Genomic DNA, 19,769 nt, shown 5'->3' with positions numbered 1-19,769 from the left:
TCCGCGCCCGCCAGCCGGACGCCGGCGGCTGCCCTCTCTCTGGAGGCAGATCGCGCCAGGGTACTGGCGCGCCCGGGTGTGAGGGAAAAGTTCTGGCGGTTAATTGCGTTTTATGCTTTTGTGAGCGGCGCACCAGGCGCCGTACTCGTATCAGAACATGGCGCTGCTCATCAGTGCCTTGGCCACCAGCACGCCCTCATCCGGCGCTTCGGCATATACCGAGACATCCGTCACCACCTGGCGGCGTCCACGTCGGACCACCGTCGCCACCGCGCGCAGCGCCGCCCCCTGCGCCGGCGCCAGGTACTGGATCGACAGGGAACTGGTCGCCCCGCCCTTCACCTCATCGCCGCTGGCACCAGACGCCGCCGCCGCTGCGCCGGCAATATCGATCAGCGTGGCGATGACGCCCCCGTGCACGATGCTGCCGTGGGTCACATTGGTGGGCAGGAACGGCATCTCCAGTTCGACATGATCGGGCGCCAGGCTTGCCAGCCGCACGCCCAGAGCGCGTGCCACGGGGGAGCCGATCAGGACGTTGTCGACCATGGCGCGCATGCGGGGGTCGACGGTGGCCTGGCGGTCGTGCTGGAGGGGCAAGGCGGTGATGGCTTGGGGCATGGGTGGGACTCCTGTCCAGAACATCTGGGTGCATGGATAGAGCCTAACGAAAGTCTCGAACCCGCTCAATTACGTTGAACGTAGTTGTCCATCCAGACACCAGCATGCTCCACTCAGACCAGCACGTGACGTGTCTCTGCAAAGAAGCGCTGAATCTCTTGCTCAATGTCCGGATCGATCATTTTGTCAGGCCGGTTACCGTTCGGGCAGGCAAGCCTTGGAGTCGTGCCAAACAAGCGACAAATCAATGGGCGCTCCGAATACACGCTGCATCCCTTGGTATCAAGATGAGGGCAACTCAGGTTTGCCAGCGCAGTTTCGTGCTCGGCATCGCTCTTGACGGGAAGCCTCGACATCTCTTCCGTTGAGGTTGTCACGGGCCCACAACAGTCATGGCATCCAGGGGTGCACGCGAAAGTGGGAATTTTTGAGCGTAGAAATCGGATCTTTTGACTATTCATTGGTGCAGGTTTCAGACAGTCGGCCAAGGGCGAGCCGAGGCTGCGGAGGTTACGCGCCCGGTTAACGCCAGGGCAGGTGCCGCACGAGCCAGGCCGCCGCCAACACCGCGGCAATGGCCCAGAGCATCGCGATCACCAGCGCCGCAACGTGGTTGACGGGGCGGTTGGCGGCTGCTGCAGCCGCCGCGCGATGCTCGCGCATCACCTCAACCGGAATCCACCGTATTGCCAGCAACAAGCCGAGCGGCACCAGCACCACGTCATCCAGATGGCCGAGCACCGGAATGAAATCGGGAATCAGGTCAATGGGCGACAAGGCATAAGCGGCGACCGGCAAGGCCAGCGCTTTCGCATACCATGGCGTGCGGGGATCATGCGCCGCCAGCCACACCGCGTGCGCATCTTCCTTGACTGCGCGAGCCCAACGCCGGGAACGTGCGGCCAAATGAGGCAGAAGGTCCCGGCGCCACAAGTGCAGGCGCACATCGTCGACCACCGGGACTGCCGCGAGGGCGAGCAGCAGCGCTGCCAGCGCAAGTGTGGCGCTGAACCCGACGTGCTTGAAGCCCATGGCGCCAATCACGCCACCGGCAAAGAACAATCCGACCAGGGTGACGAGTACCCGTAGTTTGTGCCGGTTGGCGAGCACCAGTGGCTTGCTCGAATCGGCTCTGGACAGGTTCCAATAGAACAGCTTGCCTAGTTCAATACCGATGTCGGTGACCATGCCGGTGACATGCGTGGTGCGGATCTCGGCGTTCGACAACTTGGTCACCATGGCATTTTGCAAGCCCATGATGAAACAGAGCACCATGACCGTTGCAGGCACGAACAACCATTCATGGTGCTCGAGATTGCTTCCCAGCAGGCCAAAACACACCAACAGCGCAGCTTCCAGCATGAGCGGCAATGCGTATTCGCTATGCAGGCGCTCGCGCCGACCCCAGTTGATCAGCACCGCCGAGCAGGCGGCGCCCGCCAGAAACGACAGCAAGGCCCCCAGGCCGTCCAGCATCAGCCAGAGGCTGCCAAGCGCCAGGTTGTCGGCCATGGCGGACACAATCCCCGACATATGCGAGGTGTACTGCTGCACGGCCAGGAAGCCGCCCGCGTTGGTCGCTCCGGCCACAAAGGCCAGATAGCAGGCCAGTTGCCGATTGCTGCCGGGACTGCGCTCCTTCCCAGTCAGCTTGCGCAAATACAGGATGGGCATGGTTGCGTTGCTCAGGCGGCTTGCGCGGGCGCTGGGGGCTTGTCAGTACCGGACCTGCAGCCTTGCCGGTCTGGGCCAGGAAGCGCGATCCGACGCAACGCGCTCGCCGCGTTTCAGGCGGCGGGCGGCCGCAGTCAGGTTCAGTGGATGCGCGGTTTCCAGGATGCGCGCACGCGCCACCAGTGCGTCCAGAGAGGGCAGCTTGTGTGCCCCTTTCCAGGCGAACAGCGTGTAGTTGCAACTGTCATCGGCAACGGAAATCGACATCGAGTGACCGAACACGGCGCCGACCTCCTCCAGGTAAAGCGGAATATCGGGATCGCTTTCAAGAAAGTTCGCGACCAGTACCCCGGTATCGGTCAGGCGTGCATGACAGGCGGCATAGAAGTCCGCGGTGCCAAGCTGTACCGGCATGCCGTCAGCCAGGAATCCGTCCACCAGGATCACGTCCGGTTGTCCATTCTGGTTCGCGACGTACTCGGCGCCATCCGCACAAACCACTTCGAGCCGCTCATCGTCCGACGGAATCCGGAACTGCTCGCGCAGGGCAATGACCGCCGGGTTGATTTCAATGGCCACAATCCTGGTGTTGGGCAGATGCCGGTAGCAATACTTGGCAAGTGAACCGCCACCCAGGCCGATCATCGAGATTCTGGCGGGGCTGGGGTGCAATAGCAGGAATCCCATCATCGTCCGCGTATAACCCAGCACGAGCTTGTCAGGATCCTTGCGCGACATGAAGCTTTGCGTCGCCAGCGCGTCGAAATGCAGCGACAGCGCGTGTTGGGTTTCCAATACCTGCGGCGTACCGTCGTTGTTCGCCTCGGCCAGGAATTTCAGATAAGCCTCGAACGAGGAGCGGTCGGCGTTCATCTGTCGGTTTCCATCAGAGACTTGGGGAGCGCCTCCCCCTTTAACAATGCCGCGATGGTGACGACAGCGGCGGCCTCGTCCACTCCGTCCGCCTGGATGCAAATGTTCGAACCCACCCGGGCGGACAGGCGCATGACCTCCATCACATTCTTGGCGTTTGCGATCCAGGGGCCGCTGCTGAGCCGGATCTCGCACGCAAACTGATTGGCCGTGAAAGCCAGCCGCGCGGAATTCCGCCCTTGAAATCCATCTCTGGCAGTCGCCTCTAACGTCACTTCTACCACTGCGCCCTCAAAAAATAGTGAGTTTCAAGACGCATCTGTACAGATGCCACGTGTTGTGCCACTCGGAAGCTTCTCGTCATGCCCAGGCCTGTGGCGTCACGGCGGCGCAGTGTCGGCGACAACGTAGCAAGCCTTGTAGTTGTATATAATGATAATACGATTATTATAAAATGACACTCCAGAACGCATGGAATCCAAGACTGCCCGTCTGACCGTATTGATCGACCCGGTGAAGAAGAAGGCCTTTGAGGCACTGTGTGCCGCCCAGGACCAGACGCCATCCCAGGTTGTCCGCCAGATGATTCGCGACTATTTGCAGCAGTACGAGGTGGACTACGCTACCAAGCCGCAGGTCGGCGCGCCCAGGTTGGCGGCGAACGACCGTGAGTGATACGTAGCAGGGAAGGACCAGCCAGTGCCCAGGTGGGGTTCGCGCGCGCCAACGCTCCCTGGCGAGCGACATCGTTAGCGCCGTGCGGGATTGGCCTGCCGCTGCCGCACGGCGCTCAGAATTCCGCGCAGGATCTCTAATGGCGGCGGTGGACAGCCTGGCACGGTTACGTCGACCGGGATCACATTGGCGACGCGACCGCAGCTCGCATAGCTCTCCCCGAAAATCCCGCCGGTACAGCCGCAGTCGCCTACCGCCATCACCAGTTTCGGCTCCGGGGTAGCCGCGTAGGTGCGCCGCAGGGCCTCTTCCATATGACGCGAGACGGGTCCCGTCACCAGCAGCATGTCGGCATGGCGCGGGCTGGCGACGAACTTGATGCCCAGGCCTTCGATGTTGTAATAGGGATTGCCGAGTGCGTGGATCTCCAGCTCGCAGCCATTGCACGAACCTGCATCGACCTGCCGGATCGTCAGCGCCCGGCCCAGAATGTCGAGCAGTTCCCGGTGGATACGCTGGATAGAAGAAGCGGCCTCCCCTGCCGCGCTGCGCGGCGCAGGCTCCGTAACAATGCCGGTGCGGACGATTTGCTTGAGGATTTGCCACATCAGAGGTCGTGCCCCGCATAGCTGAGGTTGAAGGATTTGTTGATCAGCGGAAAGTCCGGCACGATGTTGCCGATGATGGCGTGCTCGAGCACCGGCCAGTTCTGCCACGACGGGTCGTGGCAATGACAGCGGAGGATGCCGCCGTCATCGGCAAGTTCGAGCGCGACGACGACTTCGCCACGCCAGCCCTCCACCCATCCTGCCCCGATCCTGGGGGTGCCGGGCGATCGCGGCACGATACGTGTCGCCCCGTCCGGCAAGCCTGCACAGATGGCGCGGATCAGTCGTAGCGACTCCAGCACCTCGTTGAATCGCACCGCCACGCGGGCGGCGACATCGCCGCCGCGGTGCGTGGCCATGTTCACTGCCAGGCTGTCATAAGGCGGCCAGGCGTGGTCGCAGCGCAGGTCCACCGCCTGGCCGCTGGCGCGCCCGGCCAGCCCGGTCAGTCCAAGCTGGGCGGCAAGCTCTGGCGTGACGTGGCCCGCCCCAAGAAAGCGGTCCTGCAGGCCCGCATGTTCGTCGTACACCGCACGCAGTACGCGGACTTCCCGCTCGATGTGGTCGCACTGCTGTCGCAGGCGCTCAAGCATGGCTGGCATCAAGTCCAGCGCCACGCCGCCCGGCACCACGGCGTCCATCATCAGCCGGTGGCCGAACGCCTCTGCGGACAACCGCTGCCAGTCTTCGCGCAGGCGCGAGAATTGCGCCAGGCCGAAGGCCAGTCCCGCGTCGTTGCCCAGCGCCCCCAGGTCACCCAGGTGATTGGCCACCCGCTCACGCTCGAGCATCAGGGCACGCAGGCAGTTTGCCCTCGGAGGCGGCACACAGTCCCAGGCAGACTCCAGCGCCATGCAATAGGCCCAGGCATAGGCCACGGTGGAGTCGCCCGAGACCCGGCCGGCCAGCCGGTAGCCCTCGAGCGGCGCCAGCTCGGTGAACCGCCGCTCGATGCCCTTGTGCGTGTAGCCCAGGTGTTCTTCCAGCCGCAGCACTTTCTCGCCGACCACGGAAAAGCGGAAGTGGCCGGGTTCGATGATGCCGGCGTGCACCGGGCCGACCGCGATCTCGTGTACCCCGTCGCCCTCCACCCGCACGAAAGGATAGTCGGCAGGAAGTTTGCCGGCCGTGGCCGCCCCCCCCTGCGCGCCGCATTGCAGCGGCCGCGTCCCTGGCGACCACAGGCCGTGGTCCAGCCAGGGACGGGCATCGCGGCTGCCCTGTACGGCGATCCCCACCAGGTCGGTCATGGCGCGCTGCATCCGGCCTGCGCACGGGAATACGCCGGTCAGATCCGCCACAGCAAGCGCGGCACCGTCAAGCCGTAGTTCGAGCCATGTCAGTCCCCGCGGCGTGGCATAGGTCACGCATGCCGCCAACGTACCGCCGATGGCACGCCGGTCGACGCCCCACAGCGCAACGAGGCGCCCGCCCGCGTCCGCCATCGCACGGGCCGTAGCGAGCCAGCCGTCTTGCCCGACCTGGCCATGCCAGACTGGCAGCGGCCCGGGCAGCCGCTCCAGAGCGAGGCTGAGATCTGACGGTATCATCGGTTCAGCTCCCCAGCATTGCGGCTGCCTGCCGGTACCAGGTGTTGAGATAGGGCGGGATGTAGAGGCCCAGCATCAGCCCCAGGGCGAGGTGCGCGAACACCGGGACCAGCGCTGGCGGATGCGCCAGCGGCTTGAGCGTGGTGTCGCCGAAGACCATCGGTTGCACCCGGCTGAACACCGCGGCGAACGCCAACCCGAGGGCTATCAGCAGGAAGGGCGTGGCCCACGGCTGCTCGCGCATGGCGGTGGTGACGATCAGGAACTCGCTGGCGAAGACCCCGAACGGTGGCATGCCCAGGATGGCGAGTGCGCCGACCGTCAGGCCCCAGCCCACGGTGGGGCTGACACGGATCAGTCCGCGGATGTCGTCCATGACTTGCGTGCCCGCTTTCTGCGCGGCGTGGCCGACGGCGAAGAAGATCGCCGACTTGACCAGCGAATGCACTGTCATGTGCAGCAGGCCGGCATAGCTGGCGATCGGTCCGCCCATGCCAAAGGCGAAGGTCATCATGCCCATGTGCTCGATGGACGAATACGCAAACATGCGCTTGATGTCGCGCTGCCGGATCAGGAAGAAGACCGCCGCAACCACCGATACCAGGCCGAACCCCATCATCAGGCGGCCGGTGAGATGGTTGCCCAGTGCCCCATCGGTCAGCACCTTGCAGCGCAGCACGGCATAGAGCGCCACATTGAGCAGCAGCCCGGAGAGCACGGCGGACACCGGGGTCGGGCCCTCGGCGTGGGCATCAGGCAGCCAGTTGTGCAGCGGGACCAGCCCGACTTTGGTGCCATAGCCGATAAACAGGAAGGCGAACGCCAGCGTGATGATGTTGGGATCGAGCTGGCGCTTGACCGCGTCCAGATTGGTCCACAGCAACGCGCCCCCCTCCGGGCCGATGACTTTCTCGGCGGCCATGTAGAGCAGCACCGTGCCGAACAGCGCCTGTGCAATCCCCACCCCGCACAGGATGAAATACTTCCATGCCGCCTCGAGGCTGGCGGCAGTGCGGTAGACACTGACCAGCAGCACCGTGGTCAGTGTAGCGGCCTCCATCGCAACCCAGACGATGCCCATATTGTTGGTCGTCAGCGCCAGCAGCATGGTAAAGGTGAAGAGCTGATACATGCTGTGGTACAGGCGCAGCCGCGGCGGCGTCATCTTGCCGTGGTCATGCTCCACGCGCATGTACGGCCGCGAGAAGATCGAGGTGGTCAGGCCCACGAACGCAGTCAGCGCAACGAGAAAGACGTTCAGGGAGTCGATGTAGAACTCCCGGCCCCATGCCAGCATGGGGCCATCGGCAACGATCTGCCCGGTAAGCATGCAGGCGGCGAGGAACGTGCCCAGGCTGAAGGCAACATTGATATCGCGTGCGCGCTCGCGATGTCCCACCAGCGCCAGCACCAGCCCGCCGGCGAGCGGAATTGCGAGCACTAGTGCCAGCGCAATCAACTCAATCCTCCTTCAGCTTCTCAAGGTGACGGATGTCCAGGCTGTCGAACTGCTCACGGATCTGGAACATGAACACGCCCAGGATCAGCACGCCGATCAGCACATCCAGCGCGATGCCCAGCTCGACCACCATCGGCATGCCATATGTTGCGGCGGTGGCGGCGAAGAAGAGGCCGTTCTCCATCGCCAGGAAACCGATGACCTGTGGCACCGCCTTGGAGCGCGTGATCATCATCAGGAAGGACAACAGCACGCAGGCCAGCGCAATGCCCAGCGTGCCGCTGGCCAGCTTCAGCGACAGCCGCGAGATCGGCATGGTGAGATTGAAGGCAAAGATCACCACCAGGATGCCGATCAGCATGGTGGTGGGAATGTTGATCAGCGTCTCGACGTCCCGGCGGATCTGGAGACGATCGATAACGCGGTGCAGCAGGTAGGGGATGAGCAGCACCTTGAGCATGAGGGTCAGGCCGGCCGACAGGTAAAGGTGCGGCTGGCCCGTCACGTAGCCGACGACGGCGGTGGCCACTGCCAGCGTCGCACCCTGTAGCGTGAACAGGTTAATCAGCGACAGGATCCGTCGCTGCGAGATCATGGCGAAGGCGAGGATCAGCAGCACCGCGCCGAGCAGGTTGACGAACTGGGTGAGGAGCGCAGTCATTGCCTTGTTCGTCAGCGCGTCGTCAGTGAGCCAGCAGCAGATGGACCAGCATGCCGATCACCGCCAGCAGAAAGGCGGTGGCGAGGAACTCAGGCACGCGGAAGATGCGCATCTTGGCGCTCGCCGTCTCCAGCGCCGCGAGCAGGATTCCACCCACGATGAGCTTGAACAGCAGCGCGGGCAGTGCCAGCAGCATGGCCAGGGGGGCTTGCGCTTCAGCGATTCCCCACGGAAAGAAGAGCGCCAGGCCCATGCAGGAATAGGCAAACAGCTTCAGGCTTGCCGCCCACTCAAGGAGTGCCAGATGCCGGCCCGAGTATTCCAGGATCAGCGCCTCGTGGATCATTGTCAGCTCGAGGTGGGTGGCGGGGTTGTCGACCGGTACACGGGCGTTCTCCGCCAGCGACACCATGGTGAACGCAACGCCTGCAAATGCCAGTCCCGGGTAGATGGCCAGGTCGCGGTGAGCAATCGTCTCGACAATGGTGGTGAGCGAGGTCGACTTTGAGACCAGCGAGGCGGAGAACAGCACCATCAGCAGCGCCGGCTCCGCCAGGAAGCCGATCAGCATTTCGCGCCGCGCACCCAGGGTTCCGAAGGCGGTGCCGACGTCCATCGCCGCCAGTGAAATGAAGACCCGCGCCAGGGCGAACAGGCCGACCAGGGCGATCGCGTCGGCGGCCGGTGCCAGTGGCAGATCGGTGGACACGGTAGGGACGATCGAGCAGGCCAGCGCCATGCAGCCGAACACGACGTACGGGGTGGCGCGGAACAGTGGCGACGCGTTGTCTGCGACCACCGATTCCTTGTTGAAGAGCTTGTGCAGCATTCGATACGGCTGCCAGACGCTGGGCGCCGATTTGTTCTGCAGCCAGGCACGCCACTGATTGACCCAGCCGGTCAGCAGCGGCGCCAGCGTGATCGAGATCACGATCTCGAGTAGCTGTGACAGGGCCCCGGTCAGGATCATGCAACCCTCATCGCATCACGGCCATCAGCGTGGCGGCCAGGGTCAGGAAGCTGTACAGCAGGTACGCCGAGATGCGTCCCTGCTGCAGCAGGCCAATCAGCCGGGCCAGATACGACGCCAGATCGATCACCGGGACGTACAGCCAGCGCCAGAAATGGTCCGCCACCGTGACCCGGTAGCCCGGCTGTTCATCGAATGGCGTCGGCAAGTCACGGCGCATCAGGAAGAAAGGTTCAAAGATCTGGCGGATCGGCTGACCGAACCCCTCGGCCGTGTCCTGCATGCGTGCAGTGCCCCATGGGAAGCCGCATGCCCAGGGGGGGCTGCGGCGAACGCGGCCATGATAGAAGCGGCGCACCAGCAGGTAGGCAAGCGCAAAACTGGCCAGGATGCCCAGCAGGAAAATGACCGGCCCATAGCTGGCCTGTGCCAGGCTGCTCGGCGCCAGCAGCCAGCCGCTGGCCGCGGTCCGGGCGCCGAGTCCGCTCGCCACCAGCTGCTGCGTCACCGGATCGATCAACTGGACGAATTGGGTCGGTAGCAGGCCAAGCGCGAGGCAGCCCAGCGCCAGCCACAGCATGCCCGCTCGCTCCCAGCCGCCGGCGTCGTGCGCGCGGGCCAGCTTGGGCTCACGGGGCTGGCCGAGGAAGATCACGCCAAAGAACTTGACCATCGTATAGCCGGCCAAGGCCGCCACCAGCGCGATCAGCGCGGCGACCACCGGGATCAGCATGGTCAGTATCGGCTCCGGAAGACCCGGCGTGAACAGGAAGCTTTGCAGCAGCAGCCACTCCGAGACGAAACCGCCGAGCGGAGGCAGCCCCGCGCTGGCCAGCGCGCCCAGCAGCGTAAGCCAGCCTACCCATGGCATATAGCGAATCAATCCGCCCAGCTTGCCGAGGCTTCTCTCCTCGGTGGCATGCAGCACGCTCCCGGTTCCCAGAAAGAGCAGGCTCTTGAAGAAGGCATGGCTGGCGACATGGTAGAGCGCGGCCGTGAGGGCCAGGGCGGCGATTGGCTTCATGCCGTAGGCCGAAAACAGCAGCGTCAGGCCCATGGCAACGAAGAGCAGGCCCATGTTCTCGATCGACGAATAGGCCAGCAGCCGCTTCATGTCGGTCTGTACCGCGGCGAAGACCACGCCGAACAGTGCGGTGGCCAATCCGAGGGCCAGCAGCAATGCGCCCCACCACCACAGCCGCATCTGCAGCAAGTCGAAGGACACGCGCAGCAGGCCGTAGATGGCAGTGTTGAGCATGACGCCGCTCATCATGGCCGATACCGGCGACGGCGCTGCCGGATGCGCCTCCGGTAGCCAGATGTGCAGAGGCAGGATGCCGGCCTTGGCACCGAACCCGAACAGGGCCAGCAGGAAGCCGGCGGAGGCCCAGAACGGCGTCAGCCCCTGGGCGCGCATGTTGGCAAAGGTATAGTCGCCGGTGTTGGCCTGCAGCACGCCAAAGCACAGCAGGATCGCGATCGCCCCGATGCGCGCCATCGTGATGTAGAGATAGCCGGCGGCGCGCACTTCGGCGATGCGGTGGTTGGCGGTCACCAGGAAGAACGAAGACAGCGCCATGGTTTCCCACATCACCATGAACGAGTAGGCGTCGTCCGCCAGGATCACCCCGGCCATGCTGGCGAGAAAAAGGTGGTACTCAAGGCAGAGGAGGCCCGGCGGCGTGCCTTCCCCCTTGCGGAAGTAGCCTGCGGCAAACGCCGAGATGCCGGCCGCCGCCCCGCCCATGACCATCAGGAAGTAGGCGGACAGGCTGTCGAGGCGGACGTGGAACGGCAGCGCGGGCAGGCCAATGGGCAGTACGGCGGCCTCGGGCGTGCCGAACACACCGTGGAGCGCCAGACCGAACAGCGCCAGCCCCGACAATCCGCCAATCGGGAACAGCACGCGGGATACCAGGGCGAACCGATGCAGAGCCAGCACACCTGCCACGCCGACAAGCAGCCAGGCCCCAACCACAACAAGCATCCAGTCCAGATGGAGCCATTGCGTGAGAGGGGGCACGCTGCTCATGGATCAGGCTCCGCGGCGGGTCGCACGACGCTTGGCAGGAGGTTTCGCGTCGCGCCGCGACGGCGCGCTCACCGGTGCCTTCTCTTTGCCCATGGCGTCCGCTTTGTCCGTGCCCACGCCGCTGGGGACGTAATGGACGCCATGCTGGGCGAGGTATTCGCGGATAAAACGCCGTATCACCTGCGAGGCAGTCAGATCCTGCTGTGCGCAAAGGCGCTCGAAAGCGGCCTTCTTGTTGGGATCGATGAGCAGCGTAAGCCGGGCGGTCTTTTGCTCCATGGGAGCCTCAGGATGTCAATACGATGATGACATGAATCACATCATAGATGATGGGCATGTGAATCCAAAGGGCGAGACCCTGGCTCCTGACGTCACTAGGTCTGCTGCCGCAGCGGCCGGTCCTGCAAAGTCTTCCCGCCAGTTGGCATTCGATGAGCGTAGCGCGCAATCGGGAAGTCGAAGGTGCCGCGGCACGCCAGGCCCAGGCTCGGCCCTGTCGCAGTAACGGTCGGAGCCGGGTACAAACCGCCTCAACCCGTATAATGTCCCCCCGTTTCACCCCAATCCCTCCCGCCACCATGCCGTCGCCCTCCGAATCCGCCCCGCTCCGCCCTGAACCGGACCACGGCACCACGGATTCCGCGCTGTCCGAGCGTCCGGACAGCCCCTGCATCGGCATCTGCTCGACGCTGTTCGACGAGATCTGCCAGGGCTGCGGCCGCACCGCGGCCGAGGTCAGCAATTGGGTCTTCTTCAGCGATGAGGAAAAACAGGTGGTTTGGGAACGCATCACGCGCGAAGGCACAGGGAAGCGTTTCCGCCAGGGCTGAAGCCGCAGCGCTCAGCCGCCCGCCAGGCGCCGCTCCATATCCTCGGTTTCGCGCCGCTCCACACGCTGCCGGGCGAGCTTGCGCCAGTTCTCGGCCAGCGGCGCCAGCGCTGACATTTCCGCAAGCGCGGCATAGTCCAGCCGGTCGACATAAAGCACCTGCAGCAGGCGCTGCAGCGACCACAGCGGACAGGGACGCGCCACCAGTTCCAGCGTATCACCCGCCGCCACCTCGCCAGTCTCCAGGACACGGTAGTACCAGCCGGTGCGCAGGCTTTGCTGCACGGCGCGCGACATGCCCGCATGGCCGAAGCGATGATTGAGCTTCCAGCACGGCTGGCGTGCCTGCGATACCTCCACCAGAGCCGTGCCCAGCCGGAAGCGGTCGCCGATGCAGACATCGGCCTCGGTCAGCCCGGTGGTGCTCAGGTTCTCGCCGAAAGCACCCGGCCCGTCGAGGACGCCGTTGCCTGGCGCGCCCTGCGCGGCCAGTTCCTCGCGCCATGCCGGGTAGTAATCGAAGGCGTAGTGGTGCAACGCCTTTTCCGGACCGCCGTGATGGCGTGGATCGCCCTGCCCGTCGCCGTCGAGTCCAAGCGTGGTCACTCGGACCCGCGCGTGAGCCGCGGTCTTGGCAATGCCGCTGGGCACGCCGTTGGGCCCGAACGGGCGCACCTGTCCTGTCAACACGGCGCCGATCACCGCGCGCACAGCGGATACCGGCTGGCTCATAGCCCGGCTTCCTCCAGCCAGCGCGCGAACATGCGCTCGCCGGCGGCCGCCACCGTGGCACCGACTTCGGCCGTACGCGCGCGGATGGTGCGGGGATCGATGCCGGCCTTGGCCAGTTCAACCGTATGGCCGATCAGCCAGGTTTCGATATCGCGGGGCATGACCTCGGGGTGGAATTGCAGCGCCAGCACCTGGTTGCCGATCGCATAGGCCTGGTGCTGCACCGCCGCGGTGGAGGCAAGCAATTGCGCGCCGGGTGGCAGGTCGAAGGTATCGCCGTGCCAGTGCAGCACTTCCCAACGGGCCGCCGCCAGTTCGGCTAGCGCCGAGTCCTGCCCGGCAGGCGTTGGCGAGATCGGCGCCCAGCCGATTTCGCGCGTGCCCGGGTAGACCCGCGCGCCGGCGGCGCGCGCGATCAGTTGCGCGCCCAGGCAGACGCCGATCATCTTGCCGCCCGCCGCGAGGCGCTGGCGGATCAGGGCAATCTCGGCCTCCAGCCAGGGGTAGGCTTCGGTTTCATAGACGCCGATGGGGCCGCCGAGGACCAGCAGCAGGTCGGCGGGTTCGTTGTTAACGGGCGCCAGATCGTCGACACCGGCCTGGAACACCTGCAATGCGTGCCCGCGCGCGCGCAAGGCGTTGCCGATCACGCCCGCATGCTCGAATGCGACGTGCTGGATCACATGGGTGGTACGCGTTGCCATCGGGGACTCCTGTCGGTCGAAGGGTCAGGAACGTCAAAAGGGTCCCCATAGTAGCGTCAATTGCCGAATCCTGCGAAGACCACGGCAGGATATCGCCAATTTATGAATTTTCTCAGCACAGCCTGTCGTGGCCCGCGCTATTTTGCCGCAGCAGGAACCAGCACCAGCGCTGCCGCCGCGGCCTGCGGCGGCAGCGATGGCATGGGCGGGATGGTCACGTACTCGACCGCCGCCCATTTGCCGGTCCAGTCGCGGTAGCGCGGCAGCAGTGCATTGCCGGACTGCCCGGTGGAGTCCATGAAACGCGACGCCGCCAGGTCGGACAGGTCATAGAGCGCGCGCACGCTGGCGGCGTGGGTGTTCTCGAACGGTGCCTTGTCGTCGCGCAGGTTGTGCCGGCCAACGTTGACCGTGTAGGTATCGCCGCCGGTCGGCACGCGCAGGTTGAACAGCGGCGCCAGGTACGCGACCTTGCCGAAGGGCTTGTGCTCGGAACGGGCCGTGTGCGCCTTGCCCCAACGCCAGCGCGAGGGATTGTCCCCGTACCGGCGTGACAGATCGGCCATGGCCTGCGTCCACGCGTCGGCAATGGCGTCGTCGCAGGTCTCCACCGGACGCGTGTGGGGACGGTCGCACCAGAACGCGCCCAGCGTGCGTGGATCGCGCAGGATGTTGAGCATGGGCTGCTGCACGTTGCGCTGGTCCCACAGGCGGACAAAGATCGCCTCCCCCGTCCTCTCTTCGAACAGCCGCCGCGACAGCTCGCGCAGCCAGGCAGTGACCACCAGCGGCTCGGCCCGGTCCGGGTCCATGGTGCCATCCCAATTGCGCAAGGCATCCAGCAAGGCGCGCTCGCGCTCCGGCCGTGCGGCATCGTGGCTGACGGGCGCGGCCAGCAGCAGCGGCAAGGCATCGCGCACGGCCAGCGAGACCACGTCTTTCTGGATCGCCGCGAAGCTGTCGAGCGTGTGCTTCGGCGTGGCGGCCAGCAGCGTCCGGATCCGGTCGAACCGATACGGCACCGTCCATTCGCTGGTGATGAAGTACGGGTAGTCCGGCGCCACGATGCGCTGGTTGGCCGTCACGATCACGCCCGCGGCGGGGTTGTACTGGTGCGGCAGCGCCTCGAACGGGATAAAGCCGGTCCAGTCGTAGCGCGCGTCCCAGCCGGGCGCCGGGGCCAGCCCCTTGAGGTCGTTGTCGGCGCGGCGCAGCGGCACGCGGCCGGGCGCGTAGAAGCCGATATTGCCGTCGACGTCGGCATAGACGATGTTCTGCTGCGGCGAGTGGAAGTCGCGCAGCGCTGCAGTGAAACTGGCCCAGTCGCGCGCCTCGTTCATGCGCAGCCCGGCCTGGAACGTGCGGTCGTCCGTGCGCAGCGCCGTCCACTGGAAGGCAACGACATACTGTGCGCCCAGCGGTGCCGCGGCGGCCGACAGCGGCTCGGCCACGTCGGAGATCACCGGGCCGTGGCGCGTCGTACGGATCTTCAGCACCACGTCCGGGGCGCCCTTGACGCGGATGGTCTCGGTACGGGTCTCGAGCGCGGCCCACCCGCCGGGAGTCAGGTACTGGGTGTCGTTGCCGGGCCGCAGCCGTTCGATATACAGGTCCTGCACGTCCGGAGCCGTGTTGGTCAGCCCCCACGCAATGCGGTCGTTATGTCCCAGCACGACCAGCGGCATGCCGGGCAGCGTGGCGCCGGTCACGTCGAGCCCGGGTGCGGTCATGCGCGCGAAATACCATAGCGCCGGCGCCTGCAGGCCCAGGTGCGGGTCGTTGGCCAGCATCGGCTTGCCCGATTGCGTGTGCGCACCCGACACTACCCAGTTATTCGAGCCCATACCCTCGACATAGCCCGGCGGCGCCTTGTCGCCGACGCTGGCCATCGCGCTCGCCAGCGGCGCCAGTTGCCGGTACAGATGGCCGTAGTCCATGGTGCGCACCGGCTGCTCGCCCGGATACGGCGCCAGCAGCTCGCTGATGCGGGCCACCGGCAGCACTTGCGCCAGCCGCATGCGCAGGGTCTCCTGGGTCCAGTTGCCGCCCAGGTCCCACGCCATCATGGTCTGCCAGCCCAGCGTATCGGCCGGCTCCCAGTGCTCGGGCTGCGTGCGCAGCAGCAGGAATTCAGGCGGCAGCGGGCCCTTGCGATGGTCGATCCAGGCGTTGACGCCGTCGGCGTAGGCCTGCAGCGCGGCACGCGTTTCGGGCGAGGCCTGCGCCAGGATGGCCTCGGCGTTGCGCCGCACGCCCAGCGTGCGCAGGAACTTGTCGGTATCGAGCGCGGACCGGCCCAGGATCTCCGCAAGCCGGCCGGCCACGACACGCTTGTTCATCTGCATTTGCCACAGCCGGTCCTGCGCGTGGACGTAGCCCAGCGCAAACCAGGCATCCGCCTTGCTGGCCGCGCGGATGTGCGGCACGCCGTGACCGTCGCGCACCACCGTGACCTTGTCGCGCAATCCCGCCAGCGCCTCCTGACCGGAGCCAGGCGGTTGTGCCGCATGGCGATACCAGGCCAAGGCCCCCGCGGCGACGGCCACCGCCAACACCAGCAGTGCCATCACAAGCCTGGCCAGCCGACCGATCCAGCGCATCGTTGCCCCCTATTACCCTTATCGTTATGTTGTGCGTGTTGCCCGCGAAAGCGCCGCACGAGAAAATGCCCGGACCAGCCGGGCATTTCCAATTTTGCACCAACGCCGCGTCAGGCGGCCGGCTTCTTCAGCTGCAAAGACTTGTACTCGAGGAATTCTTCCAGGCCGTACTTGCCCGCTTCGCGCCCGTTGCCGGACTGCTTGTAGCCGCCGAACGGCGCCTGCATATTGAACGGGCCGCCGTTGATATCGACCTGGCCGGTGCGGATGCGGCGCGCCACGCGGATCGCGCGTGCCTCGTCGCCCGACCAGACCCCGCCACCGAGACCGTAGATGCTGTCATTGGCGATGCGCACCGCGTCTTCCTCGGTGTCATAGCAGATGATGGACAGCACCGGCCCGAAGATCTCTTCCTGCGCCACGGTGGCGCGCGGCTCCACGTTGCCCAGCACGGTAGGCTTGACGAAGAAGCCCTTGTCCAGCCCTTCCGGGGTCTCCGGTCCGCCGGCCACCAGCTCGGCGCCCTCGTCCAGCCCGCGGCGGATATAGCCGGTCACGCGGTCCTTCTGCACGGCGGAGATCAGCGGTCCCAGCCTGCTGGTTTCCTGCAGCGGGTCGCCCACGGTAAAGCCCTCGACCACCTTCTGCGCAATCGCCTTGACTTCGGCGTAGCGGGTGCGCGGCACCAGCATGCGGGTGTGCGCCGAGCAGGTCTGGCCGGAATTCAGGAAGCAGGCATTGATGGTGCCCTTCACCGCCGCCGGCAGGTCGGCATCGTCCAGGATCACCGAGGCCGACTTGCCGCCCAGCTCCAGCGCCACGCGCTTGACGGTCTGCGCGGCCAGTTCCGACACACGCTTGCCGGCGCGAGTCGAACCGGTGAACGACACCATGTCGACTTCGGGATGGCTGGCCAGGACCTCGCCCACCACCGGGCCATAACCGGTCACCAGGTTGAACACCCCCGGCGGCAGGCCGGCGGCCTCGATCACCTCGGCCAGCACGAAGGCATTGAGCGGCGCCACCTCGGAGGGCTTGATCACCACGGTGCAGCCGGCGGCCAGCGCCGGCGCCACTTTCAGCGTGATCTGGTTGAGCGGGTAGTTCCACGGCGTGATGGCGCCCACCACGCCCACCGGTTCGCGCACCACCAGCGAGTTGCCGACCTCTTCCTCGAAGCGGAAATCGCCCAGCATCTTGGCCGCCTGGCCCCAGTTGTAGACCGGCCCGCCCACCTGGATCGCGCGCGCCAGCTTGATCGGCATGCCGACTTCGCCGGCGATCAACTGGGCCAGCTCTTCGCTGCGCGCCTTCAGCCCTTCGGCGATCCTGGCGATATAGCCGGCCCGCACTGCCGGCGGCGTTGCCGACCAGCCGTCGAAGGCCGCGCGGGCAGCCTGGATGGCATCCTCGGCATCGCGTGCCGAACCTTCGGGAATCGTCCCCATCACCGCTTCCGTGGCGGAATGGATGACCTCGATCTTGCCGTTGCCGTGGGGAGCGACCCACTTGCCGTTAATAAAGAATTTGTCTCGTTGTTGCATGGCCACAGTTCTCGGTTTGGTGAATTGGCAATTGCAATTTTTTTGTTACTTTTATGGTGCACGCACATTGTAGAGCGGATTCGGGACTATGTTTTTGCGCCGCGGAAAGCGGCGCATGCCGCTCTATACACGAAAATGGCGATAATCGGCCGCCCGCAACAGGCGGCCGGACATAACAAGGGGGGAGACATGGTCGATCCGATCTACCGCAAGACGGAGGCGGGACAGGACGAGATCCGGACGCGTGCACGCAAACTCGACCAGAAGCTGCGCGCGCTGCTGCTGATGGTCAATGGGGAGCGCCGCCGGCAGGAATTGCTGGCACAGGTAGCCGGCATGGGGGTGGGCCCCGAGGCCATGGCGGCACTGCTGGCACAAGGCCTGGTCGAAGCCGTGCCCGAGCCGGCACAGTCCCGCACTACCCCGATTCAGGCACCGGCACGTGCCACCCCGGCGGCGGCCGACACCAATATGTTCTCCGTGTATGCGATGCGGCACGCACCGGCCACCGAGGTGCCGAAGGTGGCGCAGGTGCCGCAACCGGCCGATGCTGCGATGTTTTCTCCCGCGGACATCGCGGCCTTCGAAAGCCTGTATCACTTCTACACTGACGTGATCGGGCAACACCTTGGCCTGCGCGGCTACATGCTGCAGGTGAAGGTCGAGAAGGCCACCGACCTGCCCGCGCTGCTGGCGCTGCGCGACCCGCTGCATGCGGCGCTGCTCAAGGCCAAGGGCGACATCACCGCGCGTGCCATCACGAACCAGCTCGACCAGCTCGCCGATCGTATCGCCGCCGGCTGAGTAGGGTCTGTTCACATATAAAACGTACGCGCGCACGCTAGACCCTAGGCCTGGCGCCGCATCTCCTGCAGCAGCGTCGGTACCAGTTCCGATACCGTGGGATGGATGTGCATCGCACGGCTGATGGTTGTATAGGGCGTCTTGGCATACATGATGTCGAGCAACGCATGGATAACCTCGTCGCCGGTCAGGCCCAGGATCGCGGCACCCAGGATCATCCGGGTGTCCGCGTCGACCACGACTTTCATAAAGCCCAGGCTCTCGCCCTTTTCCACGGCTCGGCCGACGCGGCTCATGGGGCGAGTGCCGACCAGCAGCTGGCGCCCGGATTGCCGGGCTTCTGCTTCCGTCATGCCGGCGCGGCCAAGCGGAGGATCGATGAACATGGCATAGGCTACGATGCGGTCACTCAGCTTGCGGGGATCGCCGTCGAGGAGGTTGGCAGCGACAATCTCATAGTCGTTATACGACGTATGCGTGAACGCACCGCGGCCATTGCAATCGCCCAGCGCCCAGATGCCGGGGACGTTGGTGCGCAGCTGTTCGTCCACCTTGATATACCCGCGCGCGTCAGTTTCGACCCCAGCCTGGTCCAGCCCCAGGTCTTCCGTATTGGGCACGCGCCCGACCGCCAGCAGCAGGTGCGAACCGTGAACGTCGCGCGACCCATCCGTGCAATCCAGTCCGACGGCAATGTGATCGCCCTCCCTGCGCGCGGTCAGGCAGTTGGCATTCAGCCGGATTTCGATCCCCTCGGCCTCCAGGATCTCGCGCACGGCTTGCGACACATCCTCGTCTTCGCGCTGGATCAGGCGCGGGCCTTTTTCGATAACGGTCACCCTGGCACCAAAACGCCGGTACATCTGGCCGAACTCGAGGCCAATGTAGCTGCCGCCAACGATGATCAGGTGCTCCGGCAGGAAATCCACCTCCATCATGCTGGAATTGGTGAAGTACGGTACCTGATCCAGCCCGGGCATGGGCGGGACCAGGGCCCGGCCGCCAACATTCACAAAAACCTGGTCGGCCTCCAGCAGTTCGCCATTGACCCGCACGCCGTGTGCGCTCTCGAAGCGGGCATGCCCCCGATAGACCGTGCTGTTCTCCAGGTTGCGCATCCACTGTTCCACACCGTGGCTGGATCGGCCGGAGATCTCGTCCTTGCGCGCCTTCACCTGCTTCATGTCGACAGCGACCGGCCCGCCGATCGTGACACCGTACTCACTGGCCCGCCGCGCCAGATGGGCTGCGTACGCGCTCGCGATAAGCGTCTTGGTGGGAATGCAGCCCGTGTTCACGCAGGTACCGCCAAAACGCGCGCGCTCGATGACGGCCACTTTCATGCCCGCGCCGGCCAGCCGCGCGGCAAGTGCGGGCCCGGCTTGTCCGGTGCCGATAATGATCGCGTCGAAACGTTGAGCCATCACCGATCC

At 65.4% G+C, this 19,769-nt stretch carries 20 protein-coding genes; 3 read left to right on the top strand and 17 right to left on the bottom strand.

All coding sequences use genetic code 11. The annotated features are described in order from the left end of the window. Positions 1-150: 150 nt before the first annotated feature. The 5 genes from ACZ5MJ_RS08270 to ACZ5MJ_RS08250 all read right to left on the bottom strand — a co-directional run bounded on the left by ACZ5MJ_RS08270 (position 151) and on the right by ACZ5MJ_RS08250 (position 3,452). Positions 151-621: a PaaI family thioesterase gene (locus tag ACZ5MJ_RS08270; protein ID WP_464223351.1), complete on the bottom strand. Its 471-nt coding sequence runs from the start codon at positions 619-621 to the stop codon at positions 151-153. Positions 622-734: 113 nt separating this feature from the next. Beyond that, positions 735-1,082, bottom strand: a complete 348-nt coding sequence (locus ACZ5MJ_RS08265) for a YkgJ family cysteine cluster protein (RefSeq protein WP_464223350.1) — start codon at positions 1,080-1,082, stop codon at positions 735-737. Between the two features lie 61 nt (positions 1,083-1,143). Next, on the bottom strand, positions 1,144-2,295 hold the full coding sequence (locus ACZ5MJ_RS08260; protein WP_464223349.1) for a DUF1275 domain-containing transporter: 1,152 nt from the start codon (positions 2,293-2,295) through the stop codon (positions 1,144-1,146). A gap of 42 nt (positions 2,296-2,337) precedes the next feature. Beyond that, complete coding sequence (locus tag ACZ5MJ_RS08255) at positions 2,338-3,168, bottom strand: fused MFS/spermidine synthase (RefSeq protein ID WP_464223348.1); 831 nt, start codon at positions 3,166-3,168, stop codon at positions 2,338-2,340. After that, entirely contained in the window at positions 3,165-3,452 is a 288-nt protein-coding gene (locus ACZ5MJ_RS08250) for an HPr family phosphocarrier protein (protein WP_464223347.1), read from the bottom strand. Before ACZ5MJ_RS08250 ends, ACZ5MJ_RS08255 begins: the two co-directional genes overlap by 4 nt. Before the next feature lie 187 nt (positions 3,453-3,639). Here ACZ5MJ_RS08250 and ACZ5MJ_RS08245 point away from each other — a divergent pair, with 187 nt between their 5' ends. Then, positions 3,640-3,843, top strand: a complete 204-nt coding sequence (locus ACZ5MJ_RS08245; protein ID WP_464223346.1) for a CopG family transcriptional regulator — start codon at positions 3,640-3,642, stop codon at positions 3,841-3,843. A gap of 74 nt (positions 3,844-3,917) precedes the next feature. On the opposite strand, the gene ACZ5MJ_RS08240 is transcribed toward ACZ5MJ_RS08245, so the two are convergent. From ACZ5MJ_RS08240 to ACZ5MJ_RS08210, 7 genes are read right to left on the bottom strand one after another with little or no spacing between them, the layout of a single operon-like run. Beyond that, positions 3,918-4,451 carry an NADH-quinone oxidoreductase subunit B family protein gene (locus tag ACZ5MJ_RS08240; protein WP_464223345.1) on the bottom strand — a complete coding sequence of 178 codons (534 nt, stop codon included), beginning with the start codon at positions 4,449-4,451 and terminating at the stop codon, positions 3,918-3,920. Further along, positions 4,451-6,001 (bottom strand): hydrogenase large subunit, encoded by a 1,551-nt coding sequence (locus ACZ5MJ_RS08235; protein WP_464223344.1) that lies wholly within the window; start codon positions 5,999-6,001, stop codon positions 4,451-4,453. The genes ACZ5MJ_RS08240 and ACZ5MJ_RS08235 overlap by 1 nt, the downstream gene beginning before the upstream one ends. Before the next feature lie 4 nt (positions 6,002-6,005). Continuing rightward, positions 6,006-7,460 (bottom strand): hydrogenase 4 subunit F, encoded by a 1,455-nt coding sequence (locus ACZ5MJ_RS08230; RefSeq protein ID WP_464223343.1) that lies wholly within the window; start codon positions 7,458-7,460, stop codon positions 6,006-6,008. A 1-nt stretch (position 7,461) separates the two neighbouring features. Further along, positions 7,462-8,121: a formate hydrogenlyase gene (locus ACZ5MJ_RS08225; RefSeq protein ID WP_464223342.1), complete on the bottom strand. Its 660-nt coding sequence runs from the start codon at positions 8,119-8,121 to the stop codon at positions 7,462-7,464. A gap of 22 nt (positions 8,122-8,143) precedes the next feature. Further along, entirely contained in the window at positions 8,144-9,091 is a 948-nt protein-coding gene (locus ACZ5MJ_RS08220; protein ID WP_464223341.1) for a respiratory chain complex I subunit 1 family protein, read from the bottom strand. A gap of 7 nt (positions 9,092-9,098) precedes the next feature. Then, positions 9,099-11,123: a hydrogenase 4 subunit B gene (hyfB, locus tag ACZ5MJ_RS08215; RefSeq protein ID WP_464223340.1), complete on the bottom strand. Its 2,025-nt coding sequence runs from the start codon at positions 11,121-11,123 to the stop codon at positions 9,099-9,101. A gap of 3 nt (positions 11,124-11,126) precedes the next feature. Beyond that, positions 11,127-11,402: a ribbon-helix-helix protein, CopG family gene (locus tag ACZ5MJ_RS08210; RefSeq protein ID WP_464223339.1), complete on the bottom strand. Its 276-nt coding sequence runs from the start codon at positions 11,400-11,402 to the stop codon at positions 11,127-11,129. A gap of 299 nt (positions 11,403-11,701) precedes the next feature. Between ACZ5MJ_RS08210 and ACZ5MJ_RS08205 the strand changes: the two genes are divergently transcribed. Further along, the gene (locus ACZ5MJ_RS08205; protein WP_464223338.1) at positions 11,702-11,953 is read left to right on the top strand and encodes a DUF1289 domain-containing protein; all 252 of its coding nucleotides are present in this window, start codon (positions 11,702-11,704) and stop codon (positions 11,951-11,953) included. A gap of 11 nt (positions 11,954-11,964) precedes the next feature. Here the strand turns inward: ACZ5MJ_RS08205 and ACZ5MJ_RS08200 are convergent, their stop codons facing one another. The 4 genes from ACZ5MJ_RS08200 to ACZ5MJ_RS08185 all read right to left on the bottom strand — a co-directional run bounded on the left by ACZ5MJ_RS08200 (position 11,965) and on the right by ACZ5MJ_RS08185 (position 17,532). After that, complete coding sequence (locus ACZ5MJ_RS08200; protein ID WP_464223337.1) at positions 11,965-12,684, bottom strand: MOSC domain-containing protein; 720 nt, start codon at positions 12,682-12,684, stop codon at positions 11,965-11,967. After that, complete coding sequence (locus tag ACZ5MJ_RS08195; protein WP_464223336.1) at positions 12,681-13,388, bottom strand: glutamine amidotransferase; 708 nt, start codon at positions 13,386-13,388, stop codon at positions 12,681-12,683. Before ACZ5MJ_RS08195 ends, ACZ5MJ_RS08200 begins: the two co-directional genes overlap by 4 nt. Before the next feature lie 137 nt (positions 13,389-13,525). Beyond that, complete coding sequence (locus ACZ5MJ_RS08190; RefSeq protein ID WP_464223335.1) at positions 13,526-15,988, bottom strand: penicillin acylase family protein; 2,463 nt, start codon at positions 15,986-15,988, stop codon at positions 13,526-13,528. A 110-nt stretch (positions 15,989-16,098) separates the two neighbouring features. Next, positions 16,099-17,532, bottom strand: coding sequence for an aldehyde dehydrogenase family protein (locus tag ACZ5MJ_RS08185; protein WP_464223333.1), 1,434 nt, complete (start codon positions 17,530-17,532; stop codon positions 16,099-16,101). Between the two features lie 189 nt (positions 17,533-17,721). Between ACZ5MJ_RS08185 and ACZ5MJ_RS08180 the strand changes: the two genes are divergently transcribed. Continuing rightward, the gene (locus ACZ5MJ_RS08180) at positions 17,722-18,336 is read left to right on the top strand and encodes a hypothetical protein (RefSeq protein WP_464223332.1); all 615 of its coding nucleotides are present in this window, start codon (positions 17,722-17,724) and stop codon (positions 18,334-18,336) included. Between the two features lie 44 nt (positions 18,337-18,380). Here the strand turns inward: ACZ5MJ_RS08180 and ACZ5MJ_RS08175 are convergent, their stop codons facing one another. After that, positions 18,381-19,760 (bottom strand): FAD-containing oxidoreductase, encoded by a 1,380-nt coding sequence (locus tag ACZ5MJ_RS08175; protein ID WP_464223331.1) that lies wholly within the window; start codon positions 19,758-19,760, stop codon positions 18,381-18,383. Positions 19,761-19,769 lie beyond the last annotated feature (9 nt).

The sequence above is a fragment of the Cupriavidus sp. LA-1 genome (assembly GCF_055385985.1).
This window is presented reverse-complemented; position numbering and strand designations above follow the sequence as displayed.

Bases quoted from the DNA above. Each gene is read 5' to 3' on its own strand.
- ACZ5MJ_RS08270 (WP_464223351.1), bottom strand. From the start codon at position 621: ATGCCCCAAGCCATCACCGCCTTGCCCCTCCAGCACGACCGCCAGGCC.
- ACZ5MJ_RS08265 (WP_464223350.1), bottom strand. From the start codon at position 1,082: ATGAATAGTCAAAAGATCCGATTTCTACGCTCAAAAATTCCCACTTTC.
- ACZ5MJ_RS08260 (WP_464223349.1), bottom strand. From the start codon at position 2,295: ATGCCCATCCTGTATTTGCGCAAGCTGACTGGGAAGGAGCGCAGTCCC.
- ACZ5MJ_RS08255 (WP_464223348.1), bottom strand. From the start codon at position 3,168: ATGAACGCCGACCGCTCCTCGTTCGAGGCTTATCTGAAATTCCTGGCC.
- ACZ5MJ_RS08245 (WP_464223346.1), top strand. From the start codon at position 3,640: ATGGAATCCAAGACTGCCCGTCTGACCGTATTGATCGACCCGGTGAAG.
- ACZ5MJ_RS08240 (WP_464223345.1), bottom strand. From the start codon at position 4,451: ATGTGGCAAATCCTCAAGCAAATCGTCCGCACCGGCATTGTTACGGAG.
- ACZ5MJ_RS08235 (WP_464223344.1), bottom strand. From the start codon at position 6,001: ATGATACCGTCAGATCTCAGCCTCGCTCTGGAGCGGCTGCCCGGGCCG.
- ACZ5MJ_RS08225 (WP_464223342.1), bottom strand. From the start codon at position 8,121: ATGACTGCGCTCCTCACCCAGTTCGTCAACCTGCTCGGCGCGGTGCTG.
- ACZ5MJ_RS08220 (WP_464223341.1), bottom strand. From the start codon at position 9,091: ATGATCCTGACCGGGGCCCTGTCACAGCTACTCGAGATCGTGATCTCG.
- hyfB (WP_464223340.1), bottom strand. From the start codon at position 11,123: ATGAGCAGCGTGCCCCCTCTCACGCAATGGCTCCATCTGGACTGGATG.
- ACZ5MJ_RS08210 (WP_464223339.1), bottom strand. From the start codon at position 11,402: ATGGAGCAAAAGACCGCCCGGCTTACGCTGCTCATCGATCCCAACAAG.
- ACZ5MJ_RS08205 (WP_464223338.1), top strand. From the start codon at position 11,702: ATGCCGTCGCCCTCCGAATCCGCCCCGCTCCGCCCTGAACCGGACCAC.
- ACZ5MJ_RS08200 (WP_464223337.1), bottom strand. From the start codon at position 12,684: ATGAGCCAGCCGGTATCCGCTGTGCGCGCGGTGATCGGCGCCGTGTTG.
- ACZ5MJ_RS08195 (WP_464223336.1), bottom strand. From the start codon at position 13,388: ATGGCAACGCGTACCACCCATGTGATCCAGCACGTCGCATTCGAGCAT.
- ACZ5MJ_RS08190 (WP_464223335.1), bottom strand. From the start codon at position 15,988: ATGCGCTGGATCGGTCGGCTGGCCAGGCTTGTGATGGCACTGCTGGTG.
- ACZ5MJ_RS08185 (WP_464223333.1), bottom strand. From the start codon at position 17,532: ATGCAACAACGAGACAAATTCTTTATTAACGGCAAGTGGGTCGCTCCC.
- ACZ5MJ_RS08180 (WP_464223332.1), top strand. From the start codon at position 17,722: ATGGTCGATCCGATCTACCGCAAGACGGAGGCGGGACAGGACGAGATC.
- ACZ5MJ_RS08175 (WP_464223331.1), bottom strand. From the start codon at position 19,760: ATGGCTCAACGTTTCGACGCGATCATTATCGGCACCGGACAAGCCGGG.